Below are 25,474 nucleotides of genomic sequence, written 5' to 3' on the forward strand. Positions count from 1 at the left end.
GAGGTGCCGGAAGTGCCCGAGGTGCCGGAAGTGCCCGAGGTGCCGGAAGTGCCCGAGGTGCCGGAAGTGCCCGAGGTACCGGAAGTGCCCGAGGTGCCCGAGGTGCCCGAGGTGCCCGAGGTGCCGGAAGTGCCGGAAGTGCCGGAAGTGCCCGAGGTGCCGGAAGTACCCGACGTCCCTGAACTACCCCCCGTTCCCGACGTGCTCGGCTTGATCGTCGGCGGCGTCGTCGGCCCGTCGACGGAGCCGCAGCCGTACAGCGTGAGCAATGACAAGACAGCCAGCGATACCGTCGTCTTCTTTATTAAGTGTTGGTGCATGTTGGCCTCGACATTGGAAGTGTGCCAAGCCAGAACTGCAAATTCCGCGCCATGACAGCTTTCATGGAACGCTCGGGTGCTTTGTTGCGGAAATCGGGAATTTAGGCGCGATTTAAACGGCGATTTGAAGATTTCACGAGACGCGCAGGCACGTTCCGCCGGTGCGGTCGCAGCGGTGTTCCCGATGGGCGCCGTAACGCGCGCCAGGATGTTACGTAGCGTTCGACTCGCGCCCGGCCGGGTCGCGACGAACCGGGCACCGCGCCTTTGACGAAACGCCCGCGTCCCGCGAACATGATCCGAACCCGCCCGGCCGCGTGCGACGCGCGAGCGGCCACGACATCGAACAGGACACGGACATGAGCGAACAGGACAGGGAGCAGGGCAAGGCGCGGCGCATCGACGTGATGGGGGAAGCGTTCGTCGAGCGTGCAATGCGCGATCTCGACGGCTTTTCGCGTCCGCTGCAGAACTGGCTGAACGAACATGCATGGGGCAGCACGTGGCAGCGCGGCGGGATCGACCTGAAGACGCGCAGCCTCTGCACCTGTGCGATGCTGGCTGCGCTGGGCCGCGGCACGGAACTGAAGGGGCACGTGCGCGGCGCGCTCAACAACGGCGCGAGCCTCGTCGAGATCCGCGAGGTGCTGCTGCACAGTGCGCTGTACGCGGGCGCGCCGGCCGCGGTCGAGGCGTTCCGCAGCGCGCGCGAGGTGATCGCGGAACTCGGGCTGTCGTTGCCCGACGACGAAGCCTGATCGAAGCGCACCGTCGATCGCGGCGGCCGCTGCCGACGACGTGCCGAGTGCCGCCGGACGCTCGATACAACCGCTTGCCTGTCGCGAAGAGGAAGGAACGAGGCCACACACGCGCCCCGTCACACCGCTGCAGCGCCCCGGCGCGCGTTGCCGGTCAATGCCCGACGTGCGCGCCCTGCGCGGCCGCATCGACCGGCTCGGCGGCGACTTCGAGCAGCCAGTCCGCCGTCGCTTCCGGGATCGTGACGGGCAGCATGTGCCCGCCTTCGACGACCTTCAGCCGCACGCGCGCCGACTTCTTCGCGAGCGCCTCGCCATGGTCGCGCCAGTTCAGGATCGGATCGGCGCGGCCGTACAGCACGTCGACCGGCAACGACAGTTCCGCGTAGCGGCGCGTCATCGCGGGCAGGTCGACGGGCGCCGACAGCAGGTCCGTCGCCGTCGCGTAGAACACGCGCGGGCGCAGCCCGAGCAGCCCGCCGCCCTTGACCGGGAAGTCGCGCGGCACGTCCTCCGGCGCGAACACCTGCTGCACGGCCTTGCGGCCGGTCAGGATCGTCAGCGGGATCGCGAAGGTCCACGACACGAAGCGGCGCACCAGCGGCGACGGCAGCATCAGCGGCTTGAACGGCCCCGGCGGCTCGCTCTGCTCGTGCGACAGCGGCGCGATCAGCGCGAGCCGGCTCACGCGCTCGGGATGGTTGAGGCCGACGGCGAGCGCGATCGCGCCGCCGAGCGAGTGACCGACGAGCACGGGGCGGTCGAGCTTCAGCGCGTCGATGAACGCGGCGATGGTGCGGGCCTGCGCGAACACGTTCGCCTGCGAGCCGGCGCCGCGCAGCGAGCGGCCGGCGCCGGGCCGGTCGACGAGGATCACGCGATGCTGCTGCGCGAGCCGTGCGAGCGGCAGGTACGCGAAGTTGCGCAACTGACCTGCGAGCCCGTGCACGAACACGATCGGCGGGCCGCTGCCGTACTCGACGTAATGGAGGCGGTCGCCGCCGATGTCGACGAAGCGGCCTTCAGGCGGAAACGCGCGCGTCACGCGGCTCGCGACGTAACCGGAAAACAGCGCGAGCGCGGCGAGCACCGCGACGACACCGAGCAGCACGTTCTGGATCAGATGGAGCGTATGGCTCATGTCGGCCTCAACGGGTTTCGAGTACGGGTTCGGCAACCGGTGCGGAGGCCGGGCCGGCTTGCGCGCGGCGTTCGAAATGCATCGCCGAATCGGCGAGTCCGCTGAACTTCAGCGATGCGAGATCGAGCACGTAGTTCTGGTGGAATTTCCATGGCTTGCGGTGGCCCTGCTTCGGCAGGATGCCGGCTGCGCGCTGGATGTAGCCGGAGCTCAGGTTCACGGCCGGCACGTCGCCGAGATCGCCGGCGCCGAGCCGCGGCACGCACGTGTCGTAGCCGTGCGCGCGCATGTGGTTCAGCAGCCGGCACACGTAGCGCGAGATCAGCTCGGCCTTCAGCGTCCACGACGCGTTCGTGTAGCCGAACGACGACGCGAGGTTCGGCACGTCGCTGTACATCATGCCTTTATAGGACACGGTCTGCGGCAAGTCGACCGGGCGGCCGTCCACCGTGACGCGTGCGCCGCCGAGCATCTTCACCTTCAGCCCGGTAGCCGTGACGATCACGTCGGCGTCGAGCTGCTGGCCGCTTTTCAGCTTCAGGCCGGTCGGCGTAAAGCGTTCGATCTCGTCGGTGACGATCGACGCGCGGCCCGCGCGGATCGACTTGAACAGGTCGCCGTTCGGCACGAGGCACACGCGCTGGTCCCACGGCATGTAGCGCGGCGTCAGGTGCTTCGCGACGTCGAAGTCGGCGCCGAGCTGCTTGCCGGCCGCACGGATGATAAACCGTTTGGTCCGCTCGGGCTTGCGGCGCGACACGTTGTACAGGTACATCGTCAGCAATACGTTCTTCACGCGCACGAGCCGATGCGCGAGCTGCGACGGCAGCACGCGGCGCAACGCGTTCGCGATCCTGTCGCGGGCCGGCAGCGACACGATGTAGGTCGGCGAGCGCTGCAGCATCGTCACGTGTCTCGCATCGGTCGCCATCGACGGCACCAGCGTGACGGCCGTCGCGCCGCTGCCGATCACGACGACGCGCCGGTTCGCGTACGACAGGTCCTTCGGCCATTGCTGCGGATGCACGATGCGGCCTTCGAACGATTCCATGCCGGCCCAGTCGGGCAGGTAGCCGCCGTCGTAGTCGTAGTAGCCGCTGCACATGTAGAGGAAGCGGCACGTGTAGACGAGCGTGTCGCGCGAGCCGTCCTGCGTGTGCTCGACACGCACGGTCCAGCGCGCGCGATTCGAATCCCAGTCGGCCGCGACGACTTTCTGGCCGTAGCGGATCGTCTTGTCGATGCCATACGTGCGCGCGGTGTCGCGGATGTAGTCGAGGATCGTCTGGCCGTCGGAGATCGCCTTGTCGCTGTGCCACGGGCGGAAGCTGTAGCCGAGCGTGAACATGTCGGAATCCGAACGAACGCCGGGATAGCGGAACAGGTCCCAGGTGCCCCCGATCGCATCGCGCGCCTCGACGATCGCGACGCTCGCATGCGGGCAGCGCTTCTTCAGGTGATACGCGGCGCCGATGCCGGACAGGCCGGCGCCGACGATCAGCACGTCGAGGTCGCGGCTGTCGCCGCGGGCGGGCGGCGCATCGCGCCGGTCGGTCGTGGTCGAGGTCATGCAGGATCCTTGGTCGGCGTGGTCGGGAGCGCGGCCGGGGCAGGCGCGCGTTCGAGATTGCGCGCACGGGCGCGGCGCACGTGGCGCAGCATCAGCCGCTGGTAGCCGGCGCCGAGCAGGCGCGCGATCTTGTCGAGACGGCGCGCATCGGCGCCGACCAGCACGCGGCGCGCGTTACGCTCGACGCCGGCGAGGATCTGCCGTGCGGCATCGTCGGCCGTCGTCGCGTTGATCAGGCGGTTCGCCTGGCGGCGATGGGTCGTTTCGTCCTGCCCCGTGAGCGCATGGATGCTGGTGTCGACGCGGCTCGCATCGACGATGTTGGTCGCAACGCCGCCCGGATGCACGCAGGTCGCGCTCACCGGCGCGCCGTCGAGCTCGAGTTCCATGCGCAGTGCTTCGGTGAAGCCGCGCACCGCGAATTTGGTCGCGTTGTACGCGCTTTGGGTTGGCATCGCGATCAGCCCGAACAGGCTCGACGTGTTGATCACATGCCCGTCGCCCGATGCGCGCAGATGCGGCAGGAACGCCTGCGTGCCGTGCACGACGCCCCAGAAGTTGATGCCGACGATCCATTCGAGATCGGCGATGCGCGCGGTCTCGGCGCTCGCGGCCAGCGACACGCCCGCATTGTTGAAGATCAGGTTGACCTTGCCGTGTTCCGCGCGCACGCAATTGGCCCACGCGAACACCGCGTTGCGATCGGCGACGTCGAGCCGCCGCGTGCTTGTGCGCACGCCGTGCCGCGCGCAGGCGGCCGCCGTGCCGGCGAGCCCGACGTCGTTGACGTCGGCGAGTGCGACCTCGCAGCCGCGCCGCGCGAGCTCGACCGCGAGGCTGCGGCCCATGCCCGAACCGGCGCCCGTGATCGCGGCGACCTTGCCGGAAAAACCCTTCATGTGTCGTTCCTCCCGTTCCCGCTTGCGCTGCACCGGCGGCGCGTCTATTGTGGTGTTGTTTGTCACCACTTTAGTTTTCGGGTGTCCTGATGTCAAATAGCGAAATGGAGAAAGCACTCGAAACGGAAAAGCGGGGGCGGGCGTACGGCGGCGTGGCGCCCGAGGTGCGGGCCGCCGAGCGGCGCGATGCGCTGATTCGCGCGGCGACGCGCGTGTTCGGCACGGTCGGGTTCCGCAAGGCGACCGTGCGGTCGATCTGTCAGGAGGCGAAGCTCAACGATCGCTATTTCTACGCGGCGTTCGACAGTACCGAGGATCTGCTGCGCTGCACCTATCTGCATCACGCGCAGCAGTTGCACGACGCGGTCGCGCGCGCGGTGGCCGAGCGCGGCGGCGATCTGCGCGAGAGCGTCGACGCGGGGCTCGCCGCGTTCTTCGGTTTCCTGCGCGACCCGTGCGCGGCGCGCGTGCTGCTGCTCGAAGTGATGGGCGTCAGTGCGGATACCGACATGACCTACCAGCGGATGCTGATCGACTTCGGCAAGTTGATCATGGCGATCGGCGCGGCACGCGAGGCCGTTACGCCCGCGGAGCGCACCGAGCAGCGGCTGATCGGGCTCGCGCTCGTCGGTGCGATGACGAACGTCGGCGCGGCGTGGCTGCTCACCGGTTATCGCGATCCGGAGGCACAGATGGTCGCGAGTTGCAGGAAGGTGCTGCTGGGGACGCTGCGCGAGCAGGCGTAGCGCGCGCCACCGACCGGGTGCCCAGGCTCCGAAACGGCGGCCCTGAAACAGCCGGGCCATCTTGCGGCGCCTCGATTCGCGTATCGCTTCCGTGAATTTTCCCGGGATTTGTTTTGGTAATTATCGGGTATGGAACGATATCGGCAGGGTGCAGGATGTCACGCAATCTTCATCATTTAAATTATTCAATTATTCTGGCTTTCAGCAATTAATCGATAATCTGTAATTCGATCGAAAAACGACGGTGCAACGTCAATGAAAATCGACGTTGCTCCGTCGTTGCGCGCGAAATGTGTCGCGCCGGCGGGCGGGATCAGGAGCCCGTATAGCCGCCGCGGGTCCAGCCGTCACCGTCCCAGCACCACTCGGTCGTCGACCCTCCGCTGGTCGCGTACACACGGATGTGAACGGCGCTGCCGACCAGCCAGCACGTCGCCGAGACGTTGTCGCCCGCCTGGGCGAACGCGCCGGTGTACCAGTTCTGGCCGTCGTAGCAGCGTTCGGTGATCTTGTTGCCGTTGGCCGTGTAGACGCGGATCGACGGCGTGCTTCCCCATGAAATTGCGGCGGTTTGCATTTTCAAACTCCTTGATTGGAATGAAGCGGAGAATTGAAACGTTCCGGTAAACGCAATTCAGCGTATTACCGGGAATAAGGTTAGTCAAAAATCTCTAAAATCAATATGAGATTTTTTGTGAACAAATGGGGTGATTAATTCGGGCGTGGAAACCCGGTGAAAAGCAGTTGAAGGCGCGTTGAAATGCGGTGTGCCGGAAGCGCCCGGCGCATCCGGCGGCCGGCTTTCAGCGGGCCGTGCGTTTCGATTGCGCCCGGCCTGCCGGTGCGCCCGGCCGCGTTTCGGCGATCCGCGTTTTCATCGCGTCGATGAACGCGCGCACCTTTGGCGACGGCAGCCGCGTCGACGGATACACCGCATGGATTCCGGCCGGCGCCGAGCGCCACGCGGGCAGCAGCCGCACGAGTCGGCCGGCGGCGACGTCGTCCGCGATCGAGAAATCCGTCAGCAGCCCGAAGCCGCCGCCCGCGAGCGCGATCGCGCGGCACGCGGTCGCGGTATTCGACACGACGGGCGCGACGCAGCGCACCGACGCATGGCCGCCGCCCGCACGGTCGAGTTCGATCGTGTGCGGACGCGGCAGCGTCGACAGCATCACGAACGGCAGCGCGGCCAGCGCGTCCGGCTCGCGCGGCAGCCCGTGCCGTGCGACGAACGCCGGGCTCGCGACCGGCCATTTCTCGTACTCGCCCAACTGCACCGCGCGATAGTTCGAATCCGCGAGGCGGCCGATGCGGATCGCGACGTCGAGATTGTCCGCGACCAGATCGACGACACGGTCGTTCGCAATCAGCTCGACGTCGAGCCCCGGATGCGCGTCGCGCAGCGCGACGATGGCCGGCGCGACGACCAGCGCGCCGTAGTCGATCGGCACGCTGACCCGCAGCGTGCCGCGCAGCGGCCCCGCGTCGGACGACACCGCGTCGAGCGCGCTTTCGGTCGCGCGCACGATGTCGCGGCACGCGTCGTAGAACGCGCGCCCCGCATCGGTCACGCTCAGCCGCCGCGTCGTGCGCACCAGCAGGTTCGCGCCGACCTCGGATTCGAGGCGCTGCATGTGCGTGCTGACGACCGTCTTCGCGAGGCCGAGCCGTTCGGCCGCGGCCGTCAGCGAGCCGGCATCGACCACCGCGACGAAGATCGCCAGCCGGTTCAGGTTCACGTCGCGCAGGTCGGCCATCGTCGATTGTCCTATGGGAGCGGATAATATTTCCGCGATTATCCGTCTTCTGCGCGTGAACGGCGAGCGCTACGCTGGGGCCGTTCGTCGCCGACTACCGGCGGCGCGAGATTCAGGAGACCTTCCATGTCCGTTGTCAGCAAGCCCGCCCGTCCGATTCGCGTCTATTCGTTCCCGCTGTCGGGGCATGCGCACCGGGCCCGGCTGTTCCTGGCGCTGCTCGGGCTGCCATGCGAGATCGTCGACGTCGACCTCGCGGCCGGCGCGCAGCGCGAGCCCGCGTTCCTCGCGCTCAATCCGCTCGGGCAGGTGCCCGTGATCGACGACGACGGCACCGTGATCGCCGATTCGAACGCGATCCTCGTCTATCTTGCGAAGCGCTACGGCGACGCGCACTGGCTGCCCGACGACGCGCCTGGCGCGGCAGCCGTGCAGCGCTGGCTGTCGTACGCGGCCGGCCCGATCGCGTCGGGGCCGGCCGCCGCGCGGCTCGTCACTGTGTTCGGCGCGGCGCTGGATCACGACGCGGCGAAGCGCACGGCCGCCAAGGTGCTCGCCGTGATCGACGGCGAGCTGGCCGGCAAGCCGTTCGCCGCCGGCGCGCAGCCGACGATCGCCGATATCGCCGCGTACACGTACATCGCGCACGCGCCGGAGGGCGGCGTATCGCTCGAGCCGTATCCGCACGTGCGCGCGTGGCTCGCGCGCGTCGAGGCGTTGCCGGGCTTCGTCGGCATGCCGCCGACCCGCGCCGGCCTGCTCGCCGCCTGACGCGGCGCGGCCGCCACACGCCTGTTTCGGGAGAACGCGATGAACGCGCCGACCGCCGCCGTACCGGGCCGGGAATGGGACGATGCGCCGTTTCATGCGGGCGAGCTCGCCGTGCAGCAGCGCGCGGGCGTGACGGAGGCCGCGGACGCGGCCGGCCGGCGCGGGATCCGGCGGTTCATGCCGGAGCAGCACCGGACGTTTTTCGGTCAGCTGCCGTTCTTCGTGCTCGGCGGCGTCGATGCGCATGGACAGCCGTGGGCGACGCTGCGGGTCGGCATGCCGGGTTTCGTGACGACGCCGGATGCGCGCACGCTGCGCATCGGCGGCGACGCGTTGCCGGGCGATCCGCTGAGCGGTGCGTGGCAGCCGGGCGCGCCGCTCGGCGGGCTTGGGATCGAGTTCGACACGCGCCGGCGCAATCGCGTGAATGGCGTCGTGCGCGCGGTGGACGGCGGCGCGCTTACGATCGCGGTCGAGCAGAGCTTCGGCAATTGCGCGAAGTACATCCAGGGCCGTACGCCGACGTTCGTGCGGCGCGAAGGCGGTGCGTCGGCCGAGATCGTGGCATCCGGCGTCTCGGACCGGCTGAACGACGCGGATCGCGCGCTGCTTGCGCATGCCGATACGTTCTTCGTCGCGAGTGCGAACACGTCGGCCGGGGCGGGCGCCGCGCGCGGCGCGGACGTGTCGCATCGCGGCGGCATGCCGGGCTTCGTGCGCGTCGACGATGCGCATACGCTGACGACGCCGGATTTCAGCGGCAACCGCTTCTTCAACACGCTCGGCAACCTGCGGCATGATCCGCGCGCCGGATTGCTGTTCGTCGATTTCGACCGCGGCGACCTCGTGTATGTCGCCGCGGATGCGGAGATCGTGTGGGACGGGCCGCTCGTCGCGTCGTTCGACGGCGCGCAGCGCGTCGTGCGGTTTCATGTGCGCGAAGTGCGGCGCACGCCGGGCGTGCTGCCGTTCCGGTGGTCGGCGGTCGAGCGCGCACCGCAGTTTGCGGCGATGGCGGCGAATGCGGGAGCGGTTGCGGTATCGCCGTCCGCCGTATCCTCATCGGCCTCCGGCTGGCGAGCGTTGCGCATCGCGAAGATCGTCGACGAAGCGCGCGCGATCCGCTCGTTCCATTTCGAACCGGCCGGCGGCGGCGCGCTGCCCGCATACGAGGCCGGGCAACACCTGACGCTGCGGGTCGTGCTGCCCGGCGACGATGCGCCGGCGATCCGCAGCTATACGTTGTCGGATGCGCCCGGCGGCGCGGATTACCGGATCACCGTGAAGCGGGAAGGGCGTGTGTCGGCGTGGCTGCACGACCATGCGCAGGCCGGCATGACGCTCGACGCGCAGATGCCGCGCGGCCGTTTCACGTTCGACGTTGCAAGCCCGCGCCCGGCCGTGCTGGTTTCGGCCGGCATCGGCATCACGCCGATGATCGCGATGCTGCGCCGCGCGCTCGCCGACGATGCACCGTCGCGCCGCGTGGTGTTCGTGCATGGCGCACGCGACACGGCGGACCGGCCGTTCGCCGCAGCGCTGACACGCATCGCGGATACCGACGCACGCGTCGCGCTGCACTGGTTCGACAGCCACCCGCAACGCGACGGCGCGGCGCGGCCGGGCCGCATCGACATCGCGCAACTGAAGCGGATCCTGCCGCTCGACGACTACGACTTCTATCTGTGCGGGCCGTCCGCGTTCATGCGCGATTTGTATGAAGGACTGCGCGCGCTGAACGTGCCGGACGAACGCATCCGCTTCGAGGCGTTCGGGCCGTCGAGCGTCACGCGCAGCTCGGCCCGCACGGCAGCGGCGTTGCCGGCGACGAGCGTGCCCGTCGTGTTTCGCCGCTCGGCGCGCGATGCCGGATGGACGCCTGCCGACGGCACGCTGCTCGAATTCGCCGAAGGGCAACGGGTCGCGGTGCCGTCCGAATGCCGGTCCGGATCGTGCGGCGCGTGCGCGACGCGCGTGCTGTCCGGCGCGGTCGACTACGTGCAGACGCACGATGCGCCGGTCGGGCCGGGCTGCGCGCTGCTGTGTGTCGCGCAGCCGGCGCAAGGGGCCACGGAGCCGCTCGTGCTCGATCTCTGACGCGCGCGCCGTCTCGGTGCTGACGCCATGCGACACGCGGTCGCACAGCCCGTGCTGCGCAAAAACCGCGCGCAACTGCTTCTTTTTCCGGATGCCTGTCGGATCGACGATAGCGTCAACCGATAGAGAAAAGGAGCAGCATCATGAAACTGTTCAGCATGATCCGCCTGGTTCTGTGGAGTTTCTTCGGCGTGCGCAACAGCAAGGCGCACGCGTCCGATCTCGCGAACGTCAACTTCACGATGCTGCCGTTCGTCGCGATCGTGCTCGCGGTGCTGGTCGGCGCGGTGATCTACGGCGTCGTCCATCTGGTCGTCGATCCGACGGTGACGATGCAGGGCTTCTGAGCGCCGCGTGCCGCAGCCGTGTGCGGCACGGCCCGGCGCGCGGCACGAACGCTCAGAACGTGTGATTCAGCGCCACGCGCGCGACGATCTGGTGCCCGTTCGACGACGCGCCGGGCGAACCCGGCACGAGCGCGCCGTCGAGTGGCGTGCCGGTCGAGCTGCCGCCCACCAGCTGATAAGCGACCTGCGTATAGACCGACGTGCGCTTCGACAGCATGTACTGCGCCATCGCGCCGAACTGGTTCCAGTGCAGCGACGACTTCACGCCCGCCTGATCGAGGCCGCCGCGCGTGTACGTGACCATGCCGCCGACCAGGAAGGCCGGCGTGACGTTGTACTTCGCGTTGATTTCGATATTGTCGAACGTGAGCCGCGCATTGGCGAGGCCGAGACTGCCGGCATAGATCGACGCGTCGGGCTGGCCGACGTTCACGTGCGAATACACCGCGCCGAGCGTCGTGGCACCGATTCCGTAGTTCACGCCGATGCCGTAGATCTTCTGGTTGCCCGCGACGAAATCCGTGTCGTCCGGCGTCAGTGCGCCGCCCGCCGTGGTGCCCGGGTTCGACATGTTCTCGTAGACGGCGGCGACCGACAGCGTCTGGTACGTGTAGTTCAGGCCGACGCCGAGCATCCGGTTCTGCGCGAAGCCGCCCGCGAGATTGCTCAACCCATACATCACGGTGCCCGAGAATCCGCCGAACGCGGGGCTCGTGTACTTCACCGCGTTGTTCGCATGGAACGACGCATCGGTGTTGTCGTTGTCGAGCGGATGCGAGAACAGGAAGCCGGCCCAGCTGCCGTTCGCGGTCAACGGCCCGATCGTGTCGGCGACGGTGTCGAACTGGCGGCCGAGCGTCAGCGTGCCGAGCCGCGCCGACTGCAGCCCGACATACGACTGGTAGCCGAACAGGCGGTTGCCATAGCCGAGCTGGCCGCTTTCGACCGCGAAGCCGCTTTCCAGGTCGAAGATCGCGTGCAGTCCGCCGCCGAGATCCTCGTCGCCCTTGATGCCCCAGCGGCTGGTCGCGAGATCGCCGCTCGCCATCTGCCACGACGACTTCCCGCCGACATTGTTCGTGTAGTTGATGCCTTCGTCGAGGACGCCGAACAGCAGGACGGAGCTTTGTGCATGCGCGTTCGCGCAACCGATCAGGAATCCTGCCGACAGGATGAGGGGTGTCTTTTTCATGTGGGATGCGGGCTCGAAAGATGAAACGGTCGATGGTCCGGCGCGCGACGTGTGCGGCGCGTGACCTTCGATAAGCAGATGGCATGCCATCACCCGTTTCAGGACCGCCACGCGCGGGCTGCGTTCCATTTCATTGAGCGATGCGGTTGATTCAGGCCGGATCGCGTATCGATCGCGTAGCAATTCGCATCGCGTGTCGCATGTCGCGTCTCAACTTGAGACGCGACATGCGACGTAGAGGAATCGTGCGCGCGAAAGCACGCCTGAGGCGACATGCGCGTCGCGGCGTGACGGAATGGCGAAGCGGGGCGACGAAGGGCGGAAAGCGTGCGTTACGCGCGCGAGAACGGATAGCCCTGCGTCTCGAGCCAGCGCCGCACCAGCGCGGCCTGCGGCGGTGCGAACCGCGCCAGCACCTGCGCGGCCGACTGCTCGCGCAGCGCGGCGACGATCGGCGCGAGCGCGATGCCTTGCAGATGCCAGATCCCGAGCGGCTGGTCGGGGCTCGTGACGACGTCGGCTTCGGCGATCGTATCGCCGTCGATCACGGGCGCACGCTCGATCGCGAGCGCGCCGAAATCGGGCGTGCGATGCGACGGTGCATCGTCGGGCCACCCACGGCGGGCCTGCCAGAACGGCCGATCGGCCCATTGCGTATCGAGCGCATAAAAGTCGCGGCCGATTCTCGCGAAACGCATGAACAGCGCGGTGACGCGCCGCTCGTGAAAGCGCAGTGCGAGTGCCTCGCGCTCCGGATGCGCGAGCAACGTATGGATGACGGCCGGCGCCTGCAGCGCGGACGACAGCGACTGGAAGATTCCGTTGCCGGACAGGGGATCGACGGCCATCGCCGCGTCGCCGATACGCAGCCAGTTCGCCCCGCCCGTGTCGCCGCACAGCGTCGCGCTGCTGGTGCGTGCGAACACACGTGCATCGTCGCCGGCATCGCTCCCGAGGAAGTCGCGTGCGAGCGGCGTGCGCCGCAGCGTCGCGCACCACGCGGGCAGCGCGTCGCGCGGCGGCAGCGTCGTGGTTGCCACGTCGAGCGTCGCCTGCCAGTAGCAGCGGCCGTCCGGCAGGCGCGCCATCCACGCCCAGCCGTCGGGCAGGCTCTCGACTGCCGATGCCGGATCGCCGGGCGTGCCTTGCCACACGTTCAGCAGGCTCAGCGTTTGCGGCCCGCGTATCGCGTCGCGCGCGAGCGGCGCGAGTCGGCCGCGCGCCTCGACGACGAACGCCGCGTGCAGCGTGTCGGTGCCGGCTGGCGTATCGATGCGGATCGCATGCCCGTCGCCGTCGGTCTGCACCGCGCGCACCGTCGCTTCGCGTACCTCGATGCCCGCTTCGGCGAGATCGCGGCGCAACGCTTCGTCGAAGCGGCGGCGGTCGATCAGGTGTTCGTGATTGAGCGTGCGCGTGTCGCCGTTCCAGCGCGTCGTGCGCGCGCACGGAGGCAGCGCGCACGCGGCCGCCTGCACGAGCCCGGCATGGCGCAGCCCTTGCAGCACGCGATCGGACACACCTTCGACCGCATCGAAGTGCCGCCATTCGCTGACGACCGTGACCGGATAGCCGAGCCGCGCGAGGCCGAGCGCGGCGGCGGCGCCCGCCGGGCCTGCACCGAGCACGGCGATCGGCGTGCGCTTCACGATGCGCGGGTGCGCCGTTCGACGCCGAGGTAGGCTGCGTGTTCGCGCAGATGCGCGACGAGCACGGCGGTATCCGCGTCGGGGTGACGCGCGAACCAGCGCGCCGCATGGCCGCTGAGCGCCGCGCACGCGATGCTCGCGCCGGCCGGCGCGTGCGGTGCGCCGCTCGAGACGACCGCGCCGAAATCGGCCTGTGCGCTGTCGAGCCACGACCATTGACCCGGCGCGCAGCGGGCATCGCCCGTCACGCGCACGATGCCCGGATAGCTGGCCGGAAACACCGGCGCGCCTTGCGCGGGGCTCGACGCGAACACGGTCACGCGTTGCGCGACGGCCGCCGCGCACGCATCGCGCAGCGCGTCGCGATCGGCGCGCACGCCGAGGCTCAGGTTGATCACGCGGACACGTTGTGTCAGCAACCAGTCGATCGCATGCGCGATTTGCGCGGCACTCGTCACGCCGCGCGCGTCGAACACCTGCGCGACAATCAGCGCCGCATCGGGCGCGGCGGCCGCGATCGTCGCGCAGATCGCGCTGCCGTGGCCGAGCCGGTCCGGCTCGGCGGCGCTGGCCCGTGGCACCGACGCTTCGTCGAGCGAGAAGCGCCGTGCCTCGGCCACGCGCGCGCTCAGCGACGGCGGATAGCCGCTGTCGACGACACCGACGCGCACGCTTGCATCGTCACGCATGCGCGGCATTCCGGTGCGTGCGCCGCGCGAGTAGCCCGTCCGCGAGCTCGAAATGCAGGTCGACGCCGGCGAGCGTCGATGCGCGGTGGCTGACGAGGATGCGCGTGCGATCGCCGAACAGCGTGTCGATCTGCGCGATGACCTGCCGCTCGGTCGCTTCGTCGACGGCCGACGTCGCCTCGTCGAGCACGAGAATCGCCGGCGCCTGCAGCAGCGCGCGTGCGATCGCGATGCGCTGCTTCTGGCCGCCGGACAGTTGTTGCCCGCGCTCGCCGACCGGCCCGTCGAGCCCGCCCGGCAGCGTCGCGATCAGTTCGTCGAGGTGCGCGGCGCGCGCGGCGTGGGCGATGTCTTCGCGGGTCGCGTTCGGCGCCGCGTAACGGATGTTGTCCGCGAGGCTGCCGCGAAACAGTACGATGTCCTGGCTGACGACCGCGACGTGGCGGCGCAGCGCGTCGAGATCGACGTCGCGCAGGTCGACGCCGTCGATGCGCACGCTGCCGCGCTGCGGATCGTAGAAGCGCTGCATCAGGTCGATCAGCGTCGATTTGCCGCTGCCCGACAGTCCCGACAATGCGACCTTGCTGCCGGCCGGCACGCGCGCGGCGGCGCCGCGCAGCACCGGCTGCGCGCGCGCGTCGTGCGCGAACCACACGTCGACGAATTCGAGGTCGCCGCGCGGCGGCAGCTCGCGCACGACAGCCGGCGGCTGCACCGCCACCGGCGCGCGCTGCAGTTCCATCACGCGGCCGAGGCTGACCGTCATCCGCTGCAGCGCGACGTAGAGCCCGAGCAGGCTCTTCACGGGGCCGATCGCCATCCCGAGATAGCTCGAGAACGCGATCAGCGAGCCGAGCGGCCAGTCGCCGCGAATCACCCAGTAGCCGCCGACGATGAACGCACCGGCGCGCGACAGCGACGTCAGCGTGCCGGGCACCGACTGCGTGATGAATTCGGTGACCTGCAGTTTCAGCAGGCGCTCCATGTAGCGATCGCCGAGGCCGTCGAGCCGCGCCTGTTCCGCACGCTGGCGGCCGGCCGCCTGGATGAACTTCATCGCGGGCAGCGTCTCGACGAGAAACGACGACACGTCGGCCGCGCCTTCGCGCACCGAGCGCGCATCGCGTTCGACCTTGCGGCGCATCGTGCGCAGCCACAGGATCTCGAACGGAATCAGCAGCAGCGCGAGCAGCGACAGCTTCCACGACAGCGTCACGAGCAGCGCGAGCGTGCCGACCAGCCCGATCACGTTCGATACCGCGGAGAACAGCGCGTCGAGCGCGAAGCGCTGGATCTCGGCCACGTCGCCATCGAGGCGCGACAGCAGGTCGCCGAGGCGGCGCTGCCCGTAGAACGACGGCGACAGCCGCTGCAGATGCGCATAGACGGCGCTGCGCAGCGAGAACAGCACGCGGCCGGACAGCCGCGTATGCAGGTAGCGGTTGACGCCGCCGAGCAGCGTGCCGACGAAGCCGGCGAATACCATCGCGAACGCGATCGCGACGAGCATCCGGAAATCCTTGCCGACGAGCCCGCGGTCGATCAGCTCCTTCGTGAGCCACGGCTGCGCGAGCGCCAGCAGCGACGCGCAGGCGGACAACGCGAGCAGGCCCGCGATCGCAAGCCGGTGCGGCCGCACGAAACCGTATAGCCAGCCGAGCGCGCGCGCGAGTTGCACGCGGTCGTCGGTCTTCACGAAACGCAGGACGAGTTTCAGCATCGGCGCGATCGATCCGTGGGGCAAGCAGCGGACGAACGTGCGCGCCCCGTCATGATTGCAGCCGCTTGAGCCGGCGGTACAGCGTGGCGCGGCTGATCCCGAGCGTCTGCGCGGCGGCCGCGACGTTGCCGTCGTGACGCGCGAGCGATTCGCGGATCAGGTCGTCCTCGTGACGGCGGATCAGCCCGAACGACGCATCGGGCGACGGGCACGCGCCGTCGATGAAGCCGTCGCACAGATGATCGAGGCCCAGCACGTCGTCGTGTTCGTCGCGCACCGCAAGCGCCGTGCGCAACACCATCTCGAGCTGGCGAATGTTGCCGGGCCAGCGATGCTGGCGGAACACGTCGGCGAGTTCCGCGTCGATGCTCACGTGCGGCGCGCCGAGTCGCGCGAGCAGCGCGATGACGATCAGGTCGACGTCGTCGCGTTCGCGCAGCGCGGGCAGCAGCACGTTGACGCCGTGGATCCGGTAGTAGAGGTCTTCGCGGAAGCTCTTGTCGCGCACCATCGTCTGCAGGTCGCGGTGCGTCGCGCAGATCACCGCGATGTCGATGGCCTGCTCGTCGCCCGCGCCGAGCGGCGCGACCTTGCGTTCCTGCAGCACGCGCAGCAGGCGCGCCTGCAGGTGCAGCGGCATGTCGCCGATTTCGTCGAGAAACAGCGTGCCGCCGTGCGCCTGCATCAGCCGGCCCGTCATCCCGCCCTTGCGTGCGCCGGTGAATGCGCCGTCGCGATAGCCGAACAGCTCCGACTCGATCAGCCCTTCGGGGATCGACGCGCAGTTCACCGCGACGAACGGCTTGCCGGCGCGCGCGCTCGCATCGTGCAGCGCGCGCGCGACGACCTCCTTGCCGGTGCCGGTTTCACCCTGCACGAGCACGGGCAGCCCGTTGTTGAGTCCTTGCCGCGCCATCGTCAGCGCGCGCAACAGGCGCGGCTGGCGGCCGGCGAGGGCCGCGAGCGCCTGGGTGCCGGCTTCGCCGCGCGCATTGGCTGCCTGTGCCGATACGCGTTCGCGTCCGGCCGGCACGGCCATCGTGCGCGGCAGGCGCAGTGCCTTGCAGTGGAACGCGGCGTCGACGCCTTCGATGCGCAGCATCCCGCCTTGCTCGGCGAAAGCGACGAACGACGGCGTGCGCGCGAGCGACGCGCTTTCGCAGCGGCGGCCGACGAGTGCGTCGCGCGCGGCGCCGAGCAACTCGCACGCATGTGCGTTCGCGGCGACGATGCGCCCGTCTTCCGACACGGCGAGCACGCCGCTCCAGCTGGAGCCGAGATACGTGCGGCGCGGATGAAAGACGAGCACGACGTGCTCGGGGAAATACGCATCGAACAGGCGCGTCTCGATGTGCGTGGCTGCCGCGCTCATCAGCATCGACATCCCGTCGAGCGTGAGCGGCAGCTCGCCTTCGCGCGTGAGGTCGAGCACGCCGATCGGCTTGCCGTGCGGATCGCACAGCGGCAGCGAGCGGCAAGAGAAGCGGCTCAGCCGGCCGAGGAAATGCTCGCCGCTGTCGATCGCGACCGCGCGGCCTTCGACGAGCGCGGTGCCGAGCGCGTTCGTGCCGCGCAGCGATTCGCACCAGCTCGCGCCGGCGCGAATGTCGCCGATGCCGAGCGCGGCGAGCTGGCTCGCGTTGCCGTCGACCGACAGGATCGTTGCGCGCGCATCGGCCAGCAGGATCATGCCGTCGCGTCCGCAACGCTCGGCGAGGAACTCGAGTTCGGGTGCCGCTGCGTCGAGCAGCAGGCGGTTCGCGTCGCGCAACTCGTCGAGATTGCAGAATTCATGCAGGTTCAGCCGCGCGTCGTCGTCCCAGCGCACGCCGTGTCCGAGGCTGCGCCGCCATGACTGGTCGATTTCGATGCGCAGGCAGCCTTGCGGCAGCACGCCGTCGGAACTGAGTCGTTCGCGAATCAGGCGGGTTGCCTGCAGCCGGTCCGGAAGTCGTTGGCCGGAAGGGAAGTAGTCTTGCACGTCGCCCCTCCTCAGGAGAATGTCGGGCCGTCCGATCCGGCGCGGCCGCACGCAAAAAGGCCCGCCGAGTCTGGCATAAGCCCGGGCATAAATCCATCCGGTCAAAAACCTAAGACCCAGGCGGGGCGCGGCGATGCGGGCGATTCGCGCTCGCGGAGGGGCCGTCTTCGGCGAGCGTGACGGGGCGGCGTGCATGGCGGGCGAGCGGTGCGGATTTCGCGGGGCGGCGGCGCTCAGGTCCGCGGGTTGTATGCGTTGCACCAGCCGCCGTTCGCGACCCGTTTTCCGCCGAACAGCGGGCACGGCGCGTTCGGGTCGGCGGCCTTGCCCTGGTACAGGCTGCAGCGGCCGCAGTCCTGGCCCGGGGCATAGCGCGCGAACGCTGCGCGGTCTACGTGTGCGGCGTCGGTGCGATAGCCGAGCGCTTTCGCGGCCGGATCGGTTTCGTCGAGCAGCGCCGGCGCGGCGCAGGCGGCGCGCGGCAGCGCGGCGGCCGACAGCAGGCCGGCGGCGGCGATCATGAAGGTACGGCGGGAAGCGGAGCGGCGGGGCATCAGGTGTCTCTTTGTCGTTATAGGTGGGGAACAGCGCGAAAGAATGCGAACACGGGGCAACATGCGCGCCGCGCGACCTCCCCGCGCGGCGCAAGCGTGACTCACGTCGGCGACGCGATCACACGTTCATCAGCACCGACTTCAACTCCGTGTAGTGCTCGATCGCGGCCGCGCCCATCTCGCGGCCGAAGCCCGACATCCGGTAGCCGCCGAACGGCAGTGCGGGGTCGAGCGCGCTGTGGCAGTTGACCCACACCGAGCCCGAGCGGATCTTCGGGATCATCCGGTGCGCGGCCGACAGGTCGTTGGTCCAGATGCTCGCGCCGAGCCCGTAGCGCGTGTCGTTCGCGAGACGGATCGCGTCGTCGATCGTGTCGAACGGCATCGCGACCAGCACCGGGCCGAAGATTTCCTCCTGCACGAGCGGGCCTTTCTGGTCGACGTCGACGAGCACGGTCGGCTTCACGAAGTAGCCGGGGCCATACGCTTCGCCGCCGCACGCGAGCTGTGCGCCGAGTTCGCGGCCGCGCTCGATGTAGCCGGCCACGCGCTTTTGCTGCTTCGCCGAGATCAGCGGGCCCATGTCGACCGACGGATCGAGCGCATTGCCGAGCTTCATGTTGCTCGCGATGCCCGCGATGTCGCCCACCACGCGATCGAAGTGCTTGCGCTGCACGTACAGGCGCGAACCCGCGCAGCACACCTGGCCGTGATTGAAGAAGATCGCGGTGGCCGCACCCGAGGCCGCGACGGCCGGGTCCGCATCGTCGAACACGATCGTCGGCGACTTGCCGCCGAGTTCGAGCGTCACGCGCGTCATCGATTCCATCGCGGCCTTGCCGATCAGCTTGCCGACTTCGGTCGAGCCGGTGAAGGTCAGCTTGTCGACGTCGGGGTGGTGCGCGAGCGCCGCGCCCGCTTCGACACCGGTGCCCGTGACGACGTTGAACACGCCGGCCGGATAACCGGCTTCCTGCACGAGCTCCGCGAGCCGCAGCGCGGTAAGCGGCGTTTCATCGGCGGGCTTGAGCACCATCGTGCAGCCCGTTGCCAGCGCGGGGCCGAGCTTCCAGCACGCGAGCAGCAGCGGGAAATTCCACGCGACGATCGCGCCGACCACGCCGACGGCTTCGCGCCGGATGAAGCCGTGGAACTGGCTGTCGGGCATCAGCGGCATCGACACGTCGACGGTCGAGCCTTCGATCTTGGTCGCCCAGCCGGCCATGTAGCGCAGGAAGTCGATCGCGAGCTGCACGTCCATCACGCGTGCGATCTGTGCGCTCTTGCCGTTGTTCACGCACTCGAGTTCGGCGAGTTGCTGCGCGTCGCGCTCGAGCAGATCCGCGAGACGCCACAGCAGGTTCTGCCGTTCGCGCGGCCGCATGCGGCTCCACGCGGAATCGTCGAACGCCTGGCGCGCCGCGCGCACCGCGTGGTCGACGTCGGCTGCGCCGGACGCCGGCACGCGACACAGTTCGTCGCCGGTCGCGGGGTTGTGGACGGCCAGGGTGGCGCCGCTTTCGGCGCTGCGCCACGTATCGCCGATCAGCATCGACGGCGCGCGTGCGATGAACGACTGGGTTTGCGGAAGTAACGACAACGTTGCCGGCATGAAAGCTCCTCGCTCATCGGGGTTCGGGTGCCGAGGCGAAAAGCAGCTTCCGTACCAATGGTCACGGTGCGGCCTGCACGCGGGCCGCGCGCGCCATGCGGCGCGGGGCGCACGGCATGCGTGTCGATGATGCCGCGCACGATCGGCAGTGCGCCGCGTTCCCGGCGCGACGTCTCAATTTGAGAATTCGCATGCAACGTGAGACGCGACATGCGGCACGCACGCGGTTGGCCGGCGTGATGCAGCGGCCGCGAAGGCGCGCGAATGCCGATTTGGCGCGCCGGTTTGAATCGGGATTTTCCCGAGCGTTCGGCGGCAAAAGCGCGTGTTTTCCTTGTGACAGACCCGGATCGAGCGATTGGCACGGCCTGTGCTTGAAGAGCATGAGACAAGCGCCGCAGCGCTGCATGCCGGACGATTCGAGACCCCACGTAAAGGAGCAGAGCCTTGTTCAAGACTTTCATTCGACGCAGCAGACCGCCCCGCGCGGCCGCGGCCGTCGTGGCCGCCGGTGCGTTCGCGCTGGCCTCGGGCGCCGTGCAGGCGCAGGCCCAGGCACCGCGCGACGCTCACGCGATCCTGAGCCAGACATGCGCGGCCTGTCACGCGGCCGAGTCGAAGGATTCGTGGAGCCGCATCAGCCACCAGCGCAAGACACCGGAAGGCTGGCTGATGACGATCGCGCGGATGCAGACGATGCACGGCCTCACGATCAGCGACGACGAACGCCGCATCCTCGTGAAGTATCTGTCGGATACGCAGGGCCTCGCGCCGTCGGAGACGAAGGATTTCCGCTATGCGCCCGAGCGCCGCCTGAACACGCAGGAGACCGTCAACAACGAGGAATTCAAGCAGATGTGCGCGCGCTGCCACTCGGCTGCGCGTCCGCTGCTGCAGCGCCGCCCGGTCGCCGAATGGGACAAGCTCGTGAACTTCCACCTCGGGCAGTGGCCGTCGATCGAGTATTCGGCGATGGGCCGCGACCGCGACTGGTTCAGGATCGCGCTGACCGAAATGGCGCCGATGCTCGCGAAGGACTACCCGTACGACAGCAAGGCGTGGAACGACTGGAAGCAGCATCATCCGCCCGCGACCGCGCTCGCCGGCACTTGGAGTTTCGGCGGCCACATGCCGGGCAAGGGCGACGCGTACGGCACGATGACCGTGAAGGGCGGCGCGGGCGATCGCTTCGACGTCGAGCTGAAGGGCCGCTTCGCGGACGGCAGCCCGCTCGCGGGCACCGGCACCGCAGTGCTCTATACGGGCTACGAGTGGCGCGCGAGCGTGAAGGTTGGCGACACGACGATGCGTCAGGTGCTGATGGCGAGCGACGGCACGCTGCGCGGCCGGATGTTCGACGATGCGCACGACGAGCGCGGCCTCGACTTCAATGCGGCGAAGCTCGGCAACGCCCAGATCGTCGCCGTGCAGCCGGCGTATGTGAAGGCGGGCGGCGAGACCGACGTGACGATCGTCGGCGCGAACCTGCAGGGCACGCCCGCGTTCGGCGCCGGCGTGACCGTCGCATCGGTGCTCGAGCGCACGCCGGAGTTTGTGCGAGTGCGCGTGAAGGCCGCCGACGGCAGCACGGCCGGCCCGCGCAGCGTGCGCGTCGGTGCGGCGCACGCGGAAGGCTTCGCGGTCTATCGCGAGATCCGCAGCGTGAAGGTCGAGCCCGACTTCGCGGTTGCGCGCATCGGCGGTAACGGCGGATCGACGCCGAAGGTCGAAGGGCGTTTCGACGCGGTGGCATGGGGCGTCGACGGCGCGGGCAAGCCGTTCCGCATCGGCGTCGTGCCCGCGCAATGGTCGGTGGCACCGTTCGACGATCAGTCGAAGAGCGATCGCGACACGCAGTTCGCCGGCACGATGCAGGCGTCGACGGGCATCTTCACGCCGGGCAACGCGGGCCCGAACCCCGCGCGCCGGATGGGCACCAACAACACGGGCAACCTGAACGTCGTCGCGACGGTGACGGACGGCTCGCGCACGGTGACGGGCACCGGGCACATGATCGTCGCGGTGCAGCGCTGGAACAATCCGCCGCTGCCCTGACCGGTCCGCATGCCTTTGCGCCGGGCTGCGACGCGGCCCGGTCCGAATCCGACGAATGCAAGGAGAATCCGATGAGCGCCCTGCTGAACGTGGTCGAACGTAACGTGCACGAAGTGCGCGTCGACGACGAGCGCCTGATGTTCCATGTGCCGAGCAGTTCGCTGTTCGCGGCCGATCGCGTGACGGCCGACATCATCGACGCGCTGCGCGCGAGCAGCTGCACGGCCGACGAATTGTTCGCGCGGCTGGCCGGCCGCTCGCCGCACGGCGAACTCGCCGAGACGCTCGGCGAGCTGATGGCCCTCGAGGTCGTCAGCGACGGCTCGCCGCTCACACCCGAGATCGCGGTGAAGCGCGTCGAGCGCACCGCGATCGATACGGTCGTGCTGAACGTGAACACCGGCTGCAACCTGAGTTGTACGTACTGCTACAAGGAAGACCTCGACACGCCGTCCGCCGGGCGGCGGATGGACATCGACACCGCCAAGGCGTCGGTCGAGATGCTGCTGAAGGAGTCGCCCGACCTGCCGCGCTACACGGTCGTGTTCTTCGGCGGCGAACCGCTCAGCAACCGCAAGCTGATCGAGTGCATGGTCGAGTATTGCGAGCTGCGCTTCGGCGCGCTCGGCAAGCAGGTCGAGTTCGTGATGACGACCAACGCGACGCTGCTGACCGAGGACATCATCGACTGGCTCGACGCGCATCGCTTCGGGCTGTCGATCAGCATCGACGGGCCGCGCTCGATTCACGACCTGAACCGCCGCACGGTCGGCGGCGCGGGCACCTACGACGTCGTGCGCCGCAAGGTCGACATGTTGCTCAAGCGCTATCGCAGCCGTCCGGTCGGCGCGCGCGTGACGCTCACGAGCGGCGTGACCGACATCGAAGGCATCTGGGATCACCTGTTCAACGAACTCGGTTTCGCGGAAGTCGGCTTCGCGCCGGTCACGTCGGGGCAGCTCGACACGTTCAACCTGCAGCCGGCCGAACTCGCGCAGGTGTTCGAGAACATGAAGGCGCTCGGCCGCCGCTACCTGGCCGCCGCGCTCGAGAACCGGAACATCGGTTTCTCGAACCTGCATCAGCTGATCACCGACCTGCACGAAGGGCACAAGAAGTCGTTGCCGTGCGGCGCGGGGCTCAAGATGCTCGCGGTCGATCACAAGGGCGACCTGAACCTGTGCCACCGCTTCACGGGCTCGACGTTGCCGACTTTCGGCAACGTGCGCGAAGGCGTCGCGCAGGCGCAGCTCAACGACTTCCTGTCGCAACGCCTCGATCGCAGCGGCACCGGCTGCGAGACCTGCCGCATCCGCAACCTGTGCTCGGGCGGTTGCTATCACGAGAGCTACGCGCGCTACGGCGACCCCGCGCATCCGACCTATCACTACTGCGAGCTGATGCGCGACTGGATCGATTTCGGTATCGAGGTCTACAGCCGGATCATCGCCGGCAACCCGGCGTTCATCGACAACCACATCACTCCGCGCAAGGCGAACTGACATGAAACATCTGAAGCCGCTCAACAACAAGGCGAGAAAGCTCGAGGAGGCCGTGCAGCAGGATCGCCTCGAGGAAGTCGTTGCGATGACATCCGTCGCGGGCTGCACGTCGACGACCGATCCCGGCTGGGAAACGGACGTGTTCGGCGGGGTTGCGTCGCTGTGCCAGCCGATGGAAGCCGACCTGTACGGCTGCTCCGATCCGTGCTGGTGGCCGGCGCAGGTGCCCGACATGATGAGCACCTATCCAGACTGGAACAAGCATGCGGCCGATTCCGGCGCGGACTGGCGTCAGCTCGGCAGCGTGTTCCCCAAAGACAAGTGATCCACCCGGCACCGATCAAGGATTCTCCATGCGATTCACGACACCCCTGAGCCGCGCGCTCCTCGCCGCCGCGCTCGCATCGGCCGCGTCGCTGTCGGCCGCGGCCGACGCGCCGCTGCAGGCCGGACACGAGTACCTCGCCGTCACGAACTATCCCAACAACCTGACGGTGATCGACACGGGCACCGACAGCATCGCGAAGACCTGCACGCTGCCCGACGCGTTCGGCCCCGGCACGATCCAGATCAGCCCGGACCATACGCGCGCCTACGTGCTGAACAATCACTACGGCGACCTGTACGGCATCGATCTCGATTCGTGCAAGACAGTGTTCCACGCGGATCTCGCGGAAGCCGGCAACGAGCGTGCGCGCGCGATGTTCTCGATCGGGCTGAGCCCGGACGGCAAGGAGATCTACAGCGTCGTCAATCCGACGAAACTGAACCGCGACAGCTACGAAGTGGAGTCGCCGCGCCTGCAGGTGTACCGCACCGACGGCGGGCTCGACGCGAAGCCGGTGCGCACCTTCCCGGCGCCGCGCCAGACGACGATGCTGCAGGCGGCCGACGACGGGTCGCTGTTCATCGTCGGCGCGGACATCTACCGGATGAACGTGCAGACCGGCAAGTACGACGTCGCGGTGCCGCTGCGCAACTGGAAGCGGCCGCTGCACGGCCAGCCGGACGTGCTGTATGTATGGCCGCAGCAGCGTCCTCAGCACACGTTCAACCTGCTCTACACGGCCGACCGCTTCAAGGACGAGAAGAAGGATCCGGCATCCGCGCAGACGATGTACGGCTACATCGACATCGACCTGAAGACGGGCAACGCGACGGTCAGGGATTTCGCGCCGGTCACCGAGGTGTACTTCACGGGCGGGCTGTCGCCGAAGGATCCGAACGCGATGTACGGCGTGCTAAACCGGCTCGCGAAGTACGACGTGAAGAGCGAGAAGCTGGTGGCAGCCGCGCCGCTAGATCATTCGTACTACTGCCTGTCGTTCAACCGAGAGGGCAGCAAGCTCTACCTCGCGGGCACTTTCAACACCGTCGCGGTGTACGACGCCGACACGCTGAAGAAGCTGAAGGACATTCGCGTGCCGGGCGGCGACATGGCGATCACGACCGCGCAGATCTTTACACGATGACGCGCGCGCCGGCCCGCGGGCCGGCGCCGCCGATCAGGAGACACACATGACCACCGCCATCGCAACCGGCGTGCCGCGCGACGGCCTGTCGATCGTGCGGGGCCGCACCGACGTGCCGCTGTCGGACGCGCCCGTCGCCGCGCTGCTGCGCGACACCGCCGCGCGCTTTCCGGCGCGGCCGGCCGTCGTGTTCCGCGAGCAGGGCATCCGCTGGGACTGGTGCACGTTCGCGTACGAGATCGACGTACTCGCGGCCGGCCTCGCCGCGCTCGGCATCGAAAAGGGCGACCGCGTCGGCATCTGGTCGCCGAACCGTGTCGAATGGCTGCTCACGCAGTTCGCGACCGCCCGAATCGGCGCGATCCTCGTCAACATCAATCCGGCCTATCGGCTCGCGGAGCTCGAATACGCGCTGAACAAGGTCGGCTGCCGTGCACTGATCGCGGCCGAGCAGTTCAAGTCGTCGAAGTACCTGGAGATGCTGCGGGCGCTGGCGCCGGAACTCGCGCATTGCGCGCCGGGCGACCTGCATGCGGCGCGGCTGCCGAGCCTGCGCACGGTCGTATCGATGGGCGAGGTCGCGCCGGCCGGGATGTTCCGCTTCGCGGACGTGATGGCGCGCGGCCGCGATTCGCTCGACGT

General features: G+C 68.7%; 22 protein-coding genes and 1 pseudogene. 11 read left to right on the forward strand and 12 right to left on the reverse strand.

The genetic code is table 11. The features are described from left to right. Together DIE13_RS33730 and DIE13_RS30855 are read left to right on the forward strand one after the other, a co-directional pair. Positions 1 to 375: pseudogene (locus tag DIE13_RS33730) on the forward strand (highly repetitive protein); the annotation flags it as partial. Positions 376 to 679: 304 nt separating this feature from the next. Continuing rightward, a complete protein-coding gene (locus tag DIE13_RS30855) occupies positions 680 to 1,078 on the forward strand; it encodes a carboxymuconolactone decarboxylase family protein (RefSeq protein WP_124830785.1) in 399 nt (132 codons plus the stop codon). A 154-nt stretch (positions 1,079 to 1,232) separates the two neighbouring features. Here DIE13_RS30855 and DIE13_RS30860 read toward each other — a convergent pair whose 3' ends face one another. From DIE13_RS30860 to DIE13_RS30870, 3 genes are read right to left on the reverse strand one after another with little or no spacing between them, the layout of a single operon-like run. After that, complete coding sequence (locus DIE13_RS30860; RefSeq protein ID WP_124830786.1) at positions 1,233 to 2,219, reverse strand: alpha/beta fold hydrolase; 987 nt, start codon at positions 2,217 to 2,219, stop codon at positions 1,233 to 1,235. Positions 2,220 to 2,226: 7 nt separating this feature from the next. Continuing rightward, positions 2,227 to 3,789 carry an NAD(P)/FAD-dependent oxidoreductase gene (locus tag DIE13_RS30865; protein ID WP_124830787.1) on the reverse strand — a complete coding sequence of 521 codons (1,563 nt, stop codon included), beginning with the start codon at positions 3,787 to 3,789 and terminating at the stop codon, positions 2,227 to 2,229. Then, entirely contained in the window at positions 3,786 to 4,688 is a 903-nt protein-coding gene (locus tag DIE13_RS30870; RefSeq protein WP_124830788.1) for an SDR family oxidoreductase, read from the reverse strand. The genes DIE13_RS30865 and DIE13_RS30870 overlap by 4 nt, the downstream gene beginning before the upstream one ends. Before the next feature lie 89 nt (positions 4,689 to 4,777). Here DIE13_RS30870 and DIE13_RS30875 point away from each other — a divergent pair, with 89 nt between their 5' ends. Beyond that, complete coding sequence (locus DIE13_RS30875; protein WP_124830789.1) at positions 4,778 to 5,434, forward strand: TetR/AcrR family transcriptional regulator; 657 nt, start codon at positions 4,778 to 4,780, stop codon at positions 5,432 to 5,434. Positions 5,435 to 5,747: 313 nt separating this feature from the next. Here the strand turns inward: DIE13_RS30875 and DIE13_RS30880 are convergent, their stop codons facing one another. Both DIE13_RS30880 and DIE13_RS30885 read right to left on the reverse strand, forming a co-directional pair. Next, on the reverse strand, positions 5,748 to 6,068 hold the full coding sequence (locus DIE13_RS30880; protein WP_260435149.1) for a fucose-binding lectin protein: 321 nt from the start codon (positions 6,066 to 6,068) through the stop codon (positions 5,748 to 5,750). Positions 6,069 to 6,237: 169 nt separating this feature from the next. Continuing rightward, entirely contained in the window at positions 6,238 to 7,191 is a 954-nt protein-coding gene (locus DIE13_RS30885; RefSeq protein WP_124830790.1) for a LysR family transcriptional regulator, read from the reverse strand. A gap of 126 nt (positions 7,192 to 7,317) precedes the next feature. On the opposite strand from DIE13_RS30885, the gene DIE13_RS30890 reads away from it, so the two are divergent. The 3 genes from DIE13_RS30890 (at position 7,318) to DIE13_RS30900 (ending at position 10,406) form a co-directional block, all read left to right on the forward strand. Then, complete coding sequence (locus DIE13_RS30890; protein ID WP_124830791.1) at positions 7,318 to 7,962, forward strand: glutathione S-transferase family protein; 645 nt, start codon at positions 7,318 to 7,320, stop codon at positions 7,960 to 7,962. A 39-nt stretch (positions 7,963 to 8,001) separates the two neighbouring features. Next, entirely contained in the window at positions 8,002 to 10,059 is a 2,058-nt protein-coding gene (locus DIE13_RS30895; protein ID WP_124830792.1) for a pyridoxamine 5'-phosphate oxidase family protein, read from the forward strand. Between the two features lie 143 nt (positions 10,060 to 10,202). Further along, on the forward strand, positions 10,203 to 10,406 hold the full coding sequence (locus DIE13_RS30900) for a DUF2970 domain-containing protein (RefSeq protein ID WP_096505755.1): 204 nt from the start codon (positions 10,203 to 10,205) through the stop codon (positions 10,404 to 10,406). A 52-nt stretch (positions 10,407 to 10,458) separates the two neighbouring features. Here the strand turns inward: DIE13_RS30900 and DIE13_RS30905 are convergent, their stop codons facing one another. The 7 genes from DIE13_RS30905 to DIE13_RS30935 all read right to left on the reverse strand — a co-directional run bounded on the left by DIE13_RS30905 (position 10,459) and on the right by DIE13_RS30935 (position 19,803). Then, positions 10,459 to 11,598, reverse strand: coding sequence for a porin (locus DIE13_RS30905; protein WP_124830793.1), 1,140 nt, complete (start codon positions 11,596 to 11,598; stop codon positions 10,459 to 10,461). 332 nt (positions 11,599 to 11,930) lie between these two features. Next, positions 11,931 to 13,247 carry an NAD(P)/FAD-dependent oxidoreductase gene (locus DIE13_RS30910; protein WP_124830794.1) on the reverse strand — a complete coding sequence of 439 codons (1,317 nt, stop codon included), beginning with the start codon at positions 13,245 to 13,247 and terminating at the stop codon, positions 11,931 to 11,933. Continuing rightward, complete coding sequence (locus tag DIE13_RS30915) at positions 13,244 to 13,936, reverse strand: S8 family serine peptidase (protein WP_124830795.1); 693 nt, start codon at positions 13,934 to 13,936, stop codon at positions 13,244 to 13,246. The genes DIE13_RS30910 and DIE13_RS30915 overlap by 4 nt, the downstream gene beginning before the upstream one ends. Then, positions 13,929 to 15,656, reverse strand: coding sequence for an ABC transporter ATP-binding protein (locus tag DIE13_RS30920; protein ID WP_124830796.1), 1,728 nt, complete (start codon positions 15,654 to 15,656; stop codon positions 13,929 to 13,931). Before DIE13_RS30920 ends, DIE13_RS30915 begins: the two co-directional genes overlap by 8 nt. Before the next feature lie 49 nt (positions 15,657 to 15,705). Continuing rightward, positions 15,706 to 17,637 (reverse strand): sigma-54-dependent Fis family transcriptional regulator, encoded by a 1,932-nt coding sequence (locus DIE13_RS30925; protein ID WP_124830797.1) that lies wholly within the window; start codon positions 17,635 to 17,637, stop codon positions 15,706 to 15,708. A 233-nt stretch (positions 17,638 to 17,870) separates the two neighbouring features. Further along, the gene (locus DIE13_RS30930; RefSeq protein ID WP_124830798.1) at positions 17,871 to 18,191 is read right to left on the reverse strand and encodes a high-potential iron-sulfur protein; all 321 of its coding nucleotides are present in this window, start codon (positions 18,189 to 18,191) and stop codon (positions 17,871 to 17,873) included. Positions 18,192 to 18,309: 118 nt separating this feature from the next. Continuing rightward, entirely contained in the window at positions 18,310 to 19,803 is a 1,494-nt protein-coding gene (locus tag DIE13_RS30935) for an aldehyde dehydrogenase (RefSeq protein WP_124830799.1), read from the reverse strand. Between the two features lie 447 nt (positions 19,804 to 20,250). On the opposite strand from DIE13_RS30935, the gene peaA reads away from it, so the two are divergent. The 5 genes from peaA to DIE13_RS30960 form a co-directional block, all read left to right on the forward strand. Next, complete coding sequence (gene peaA, locus DIE13_RS30940; RefSeq protein ID WP_124830800.1) at positions 20,251 to 21,858, forward strand: quinohemoprotein amine dehydrogenase subunit alpha; 1,608 nt, start codon at positions 20,251 to 20,253, stop codon at positions 21,856 to 21,858. A gap of 71 nt (positions 21,859 to 21,929) precedes the next feature. Further along, the gene (gene peaB / locus DIE13_RS30945) at positions 21,930 to 23,360 is read left to right on the forward strand and encodes a quinohemoprotein amine dehydrogenase maturation protein (RefSeq protein WP_124830801.1); all 1,431 of its coding nucleotides are present in this window, start codon (positions 21,930 to 21,932) and stop codon (positions 23,358 to 23,360) included. Position 23,361: 1 nt separating this feature from the next. Continuing rightward, positions 23,362 to 23,685 (forward strand): quinohemoprotein amine dehydrogenase subunit gamma, encoded by a 324-nt coding sequence (gene qhpC / locus DIE13_RS30950; RefSeq protein ID WP_096505727.1) that lies wholly within the window; start codon positions 23,362 to 23,364, stop codon positions 23,683 to 23,685. A gap of 28 nt (positions 23,686 to 23,713) precedes the next feature. Continuing rightward, entirely contained in the window at positions 23,714 to 24,832 is a 1,119-nt protein-coding gene (gene peaD / locus DIE13_RS30955; protein WP_124830802.1) for a quinohemoprotein amine dehydrogenase subunit beta, read from the forward strand. A gap of 46 nt (positions 24,833 to 24,878) precedes the next feature. Next, the coding region (locus tag DIE13_RS30960) for an AMP-binding protein (protein WP_148094094.1) at positions 24,879 to 25,474 on the forward strand (596 nt) is incomplete at its 3' end.

This window comes from Burkholderia sp. Bp9016 (assembly GCF_003857765.1).
Classification (GTDB): Bacteria; Pseudomonadota; Gammaproteobacteria; order Burkholderiales; family Burkholderiaceae; genus Burkholderia.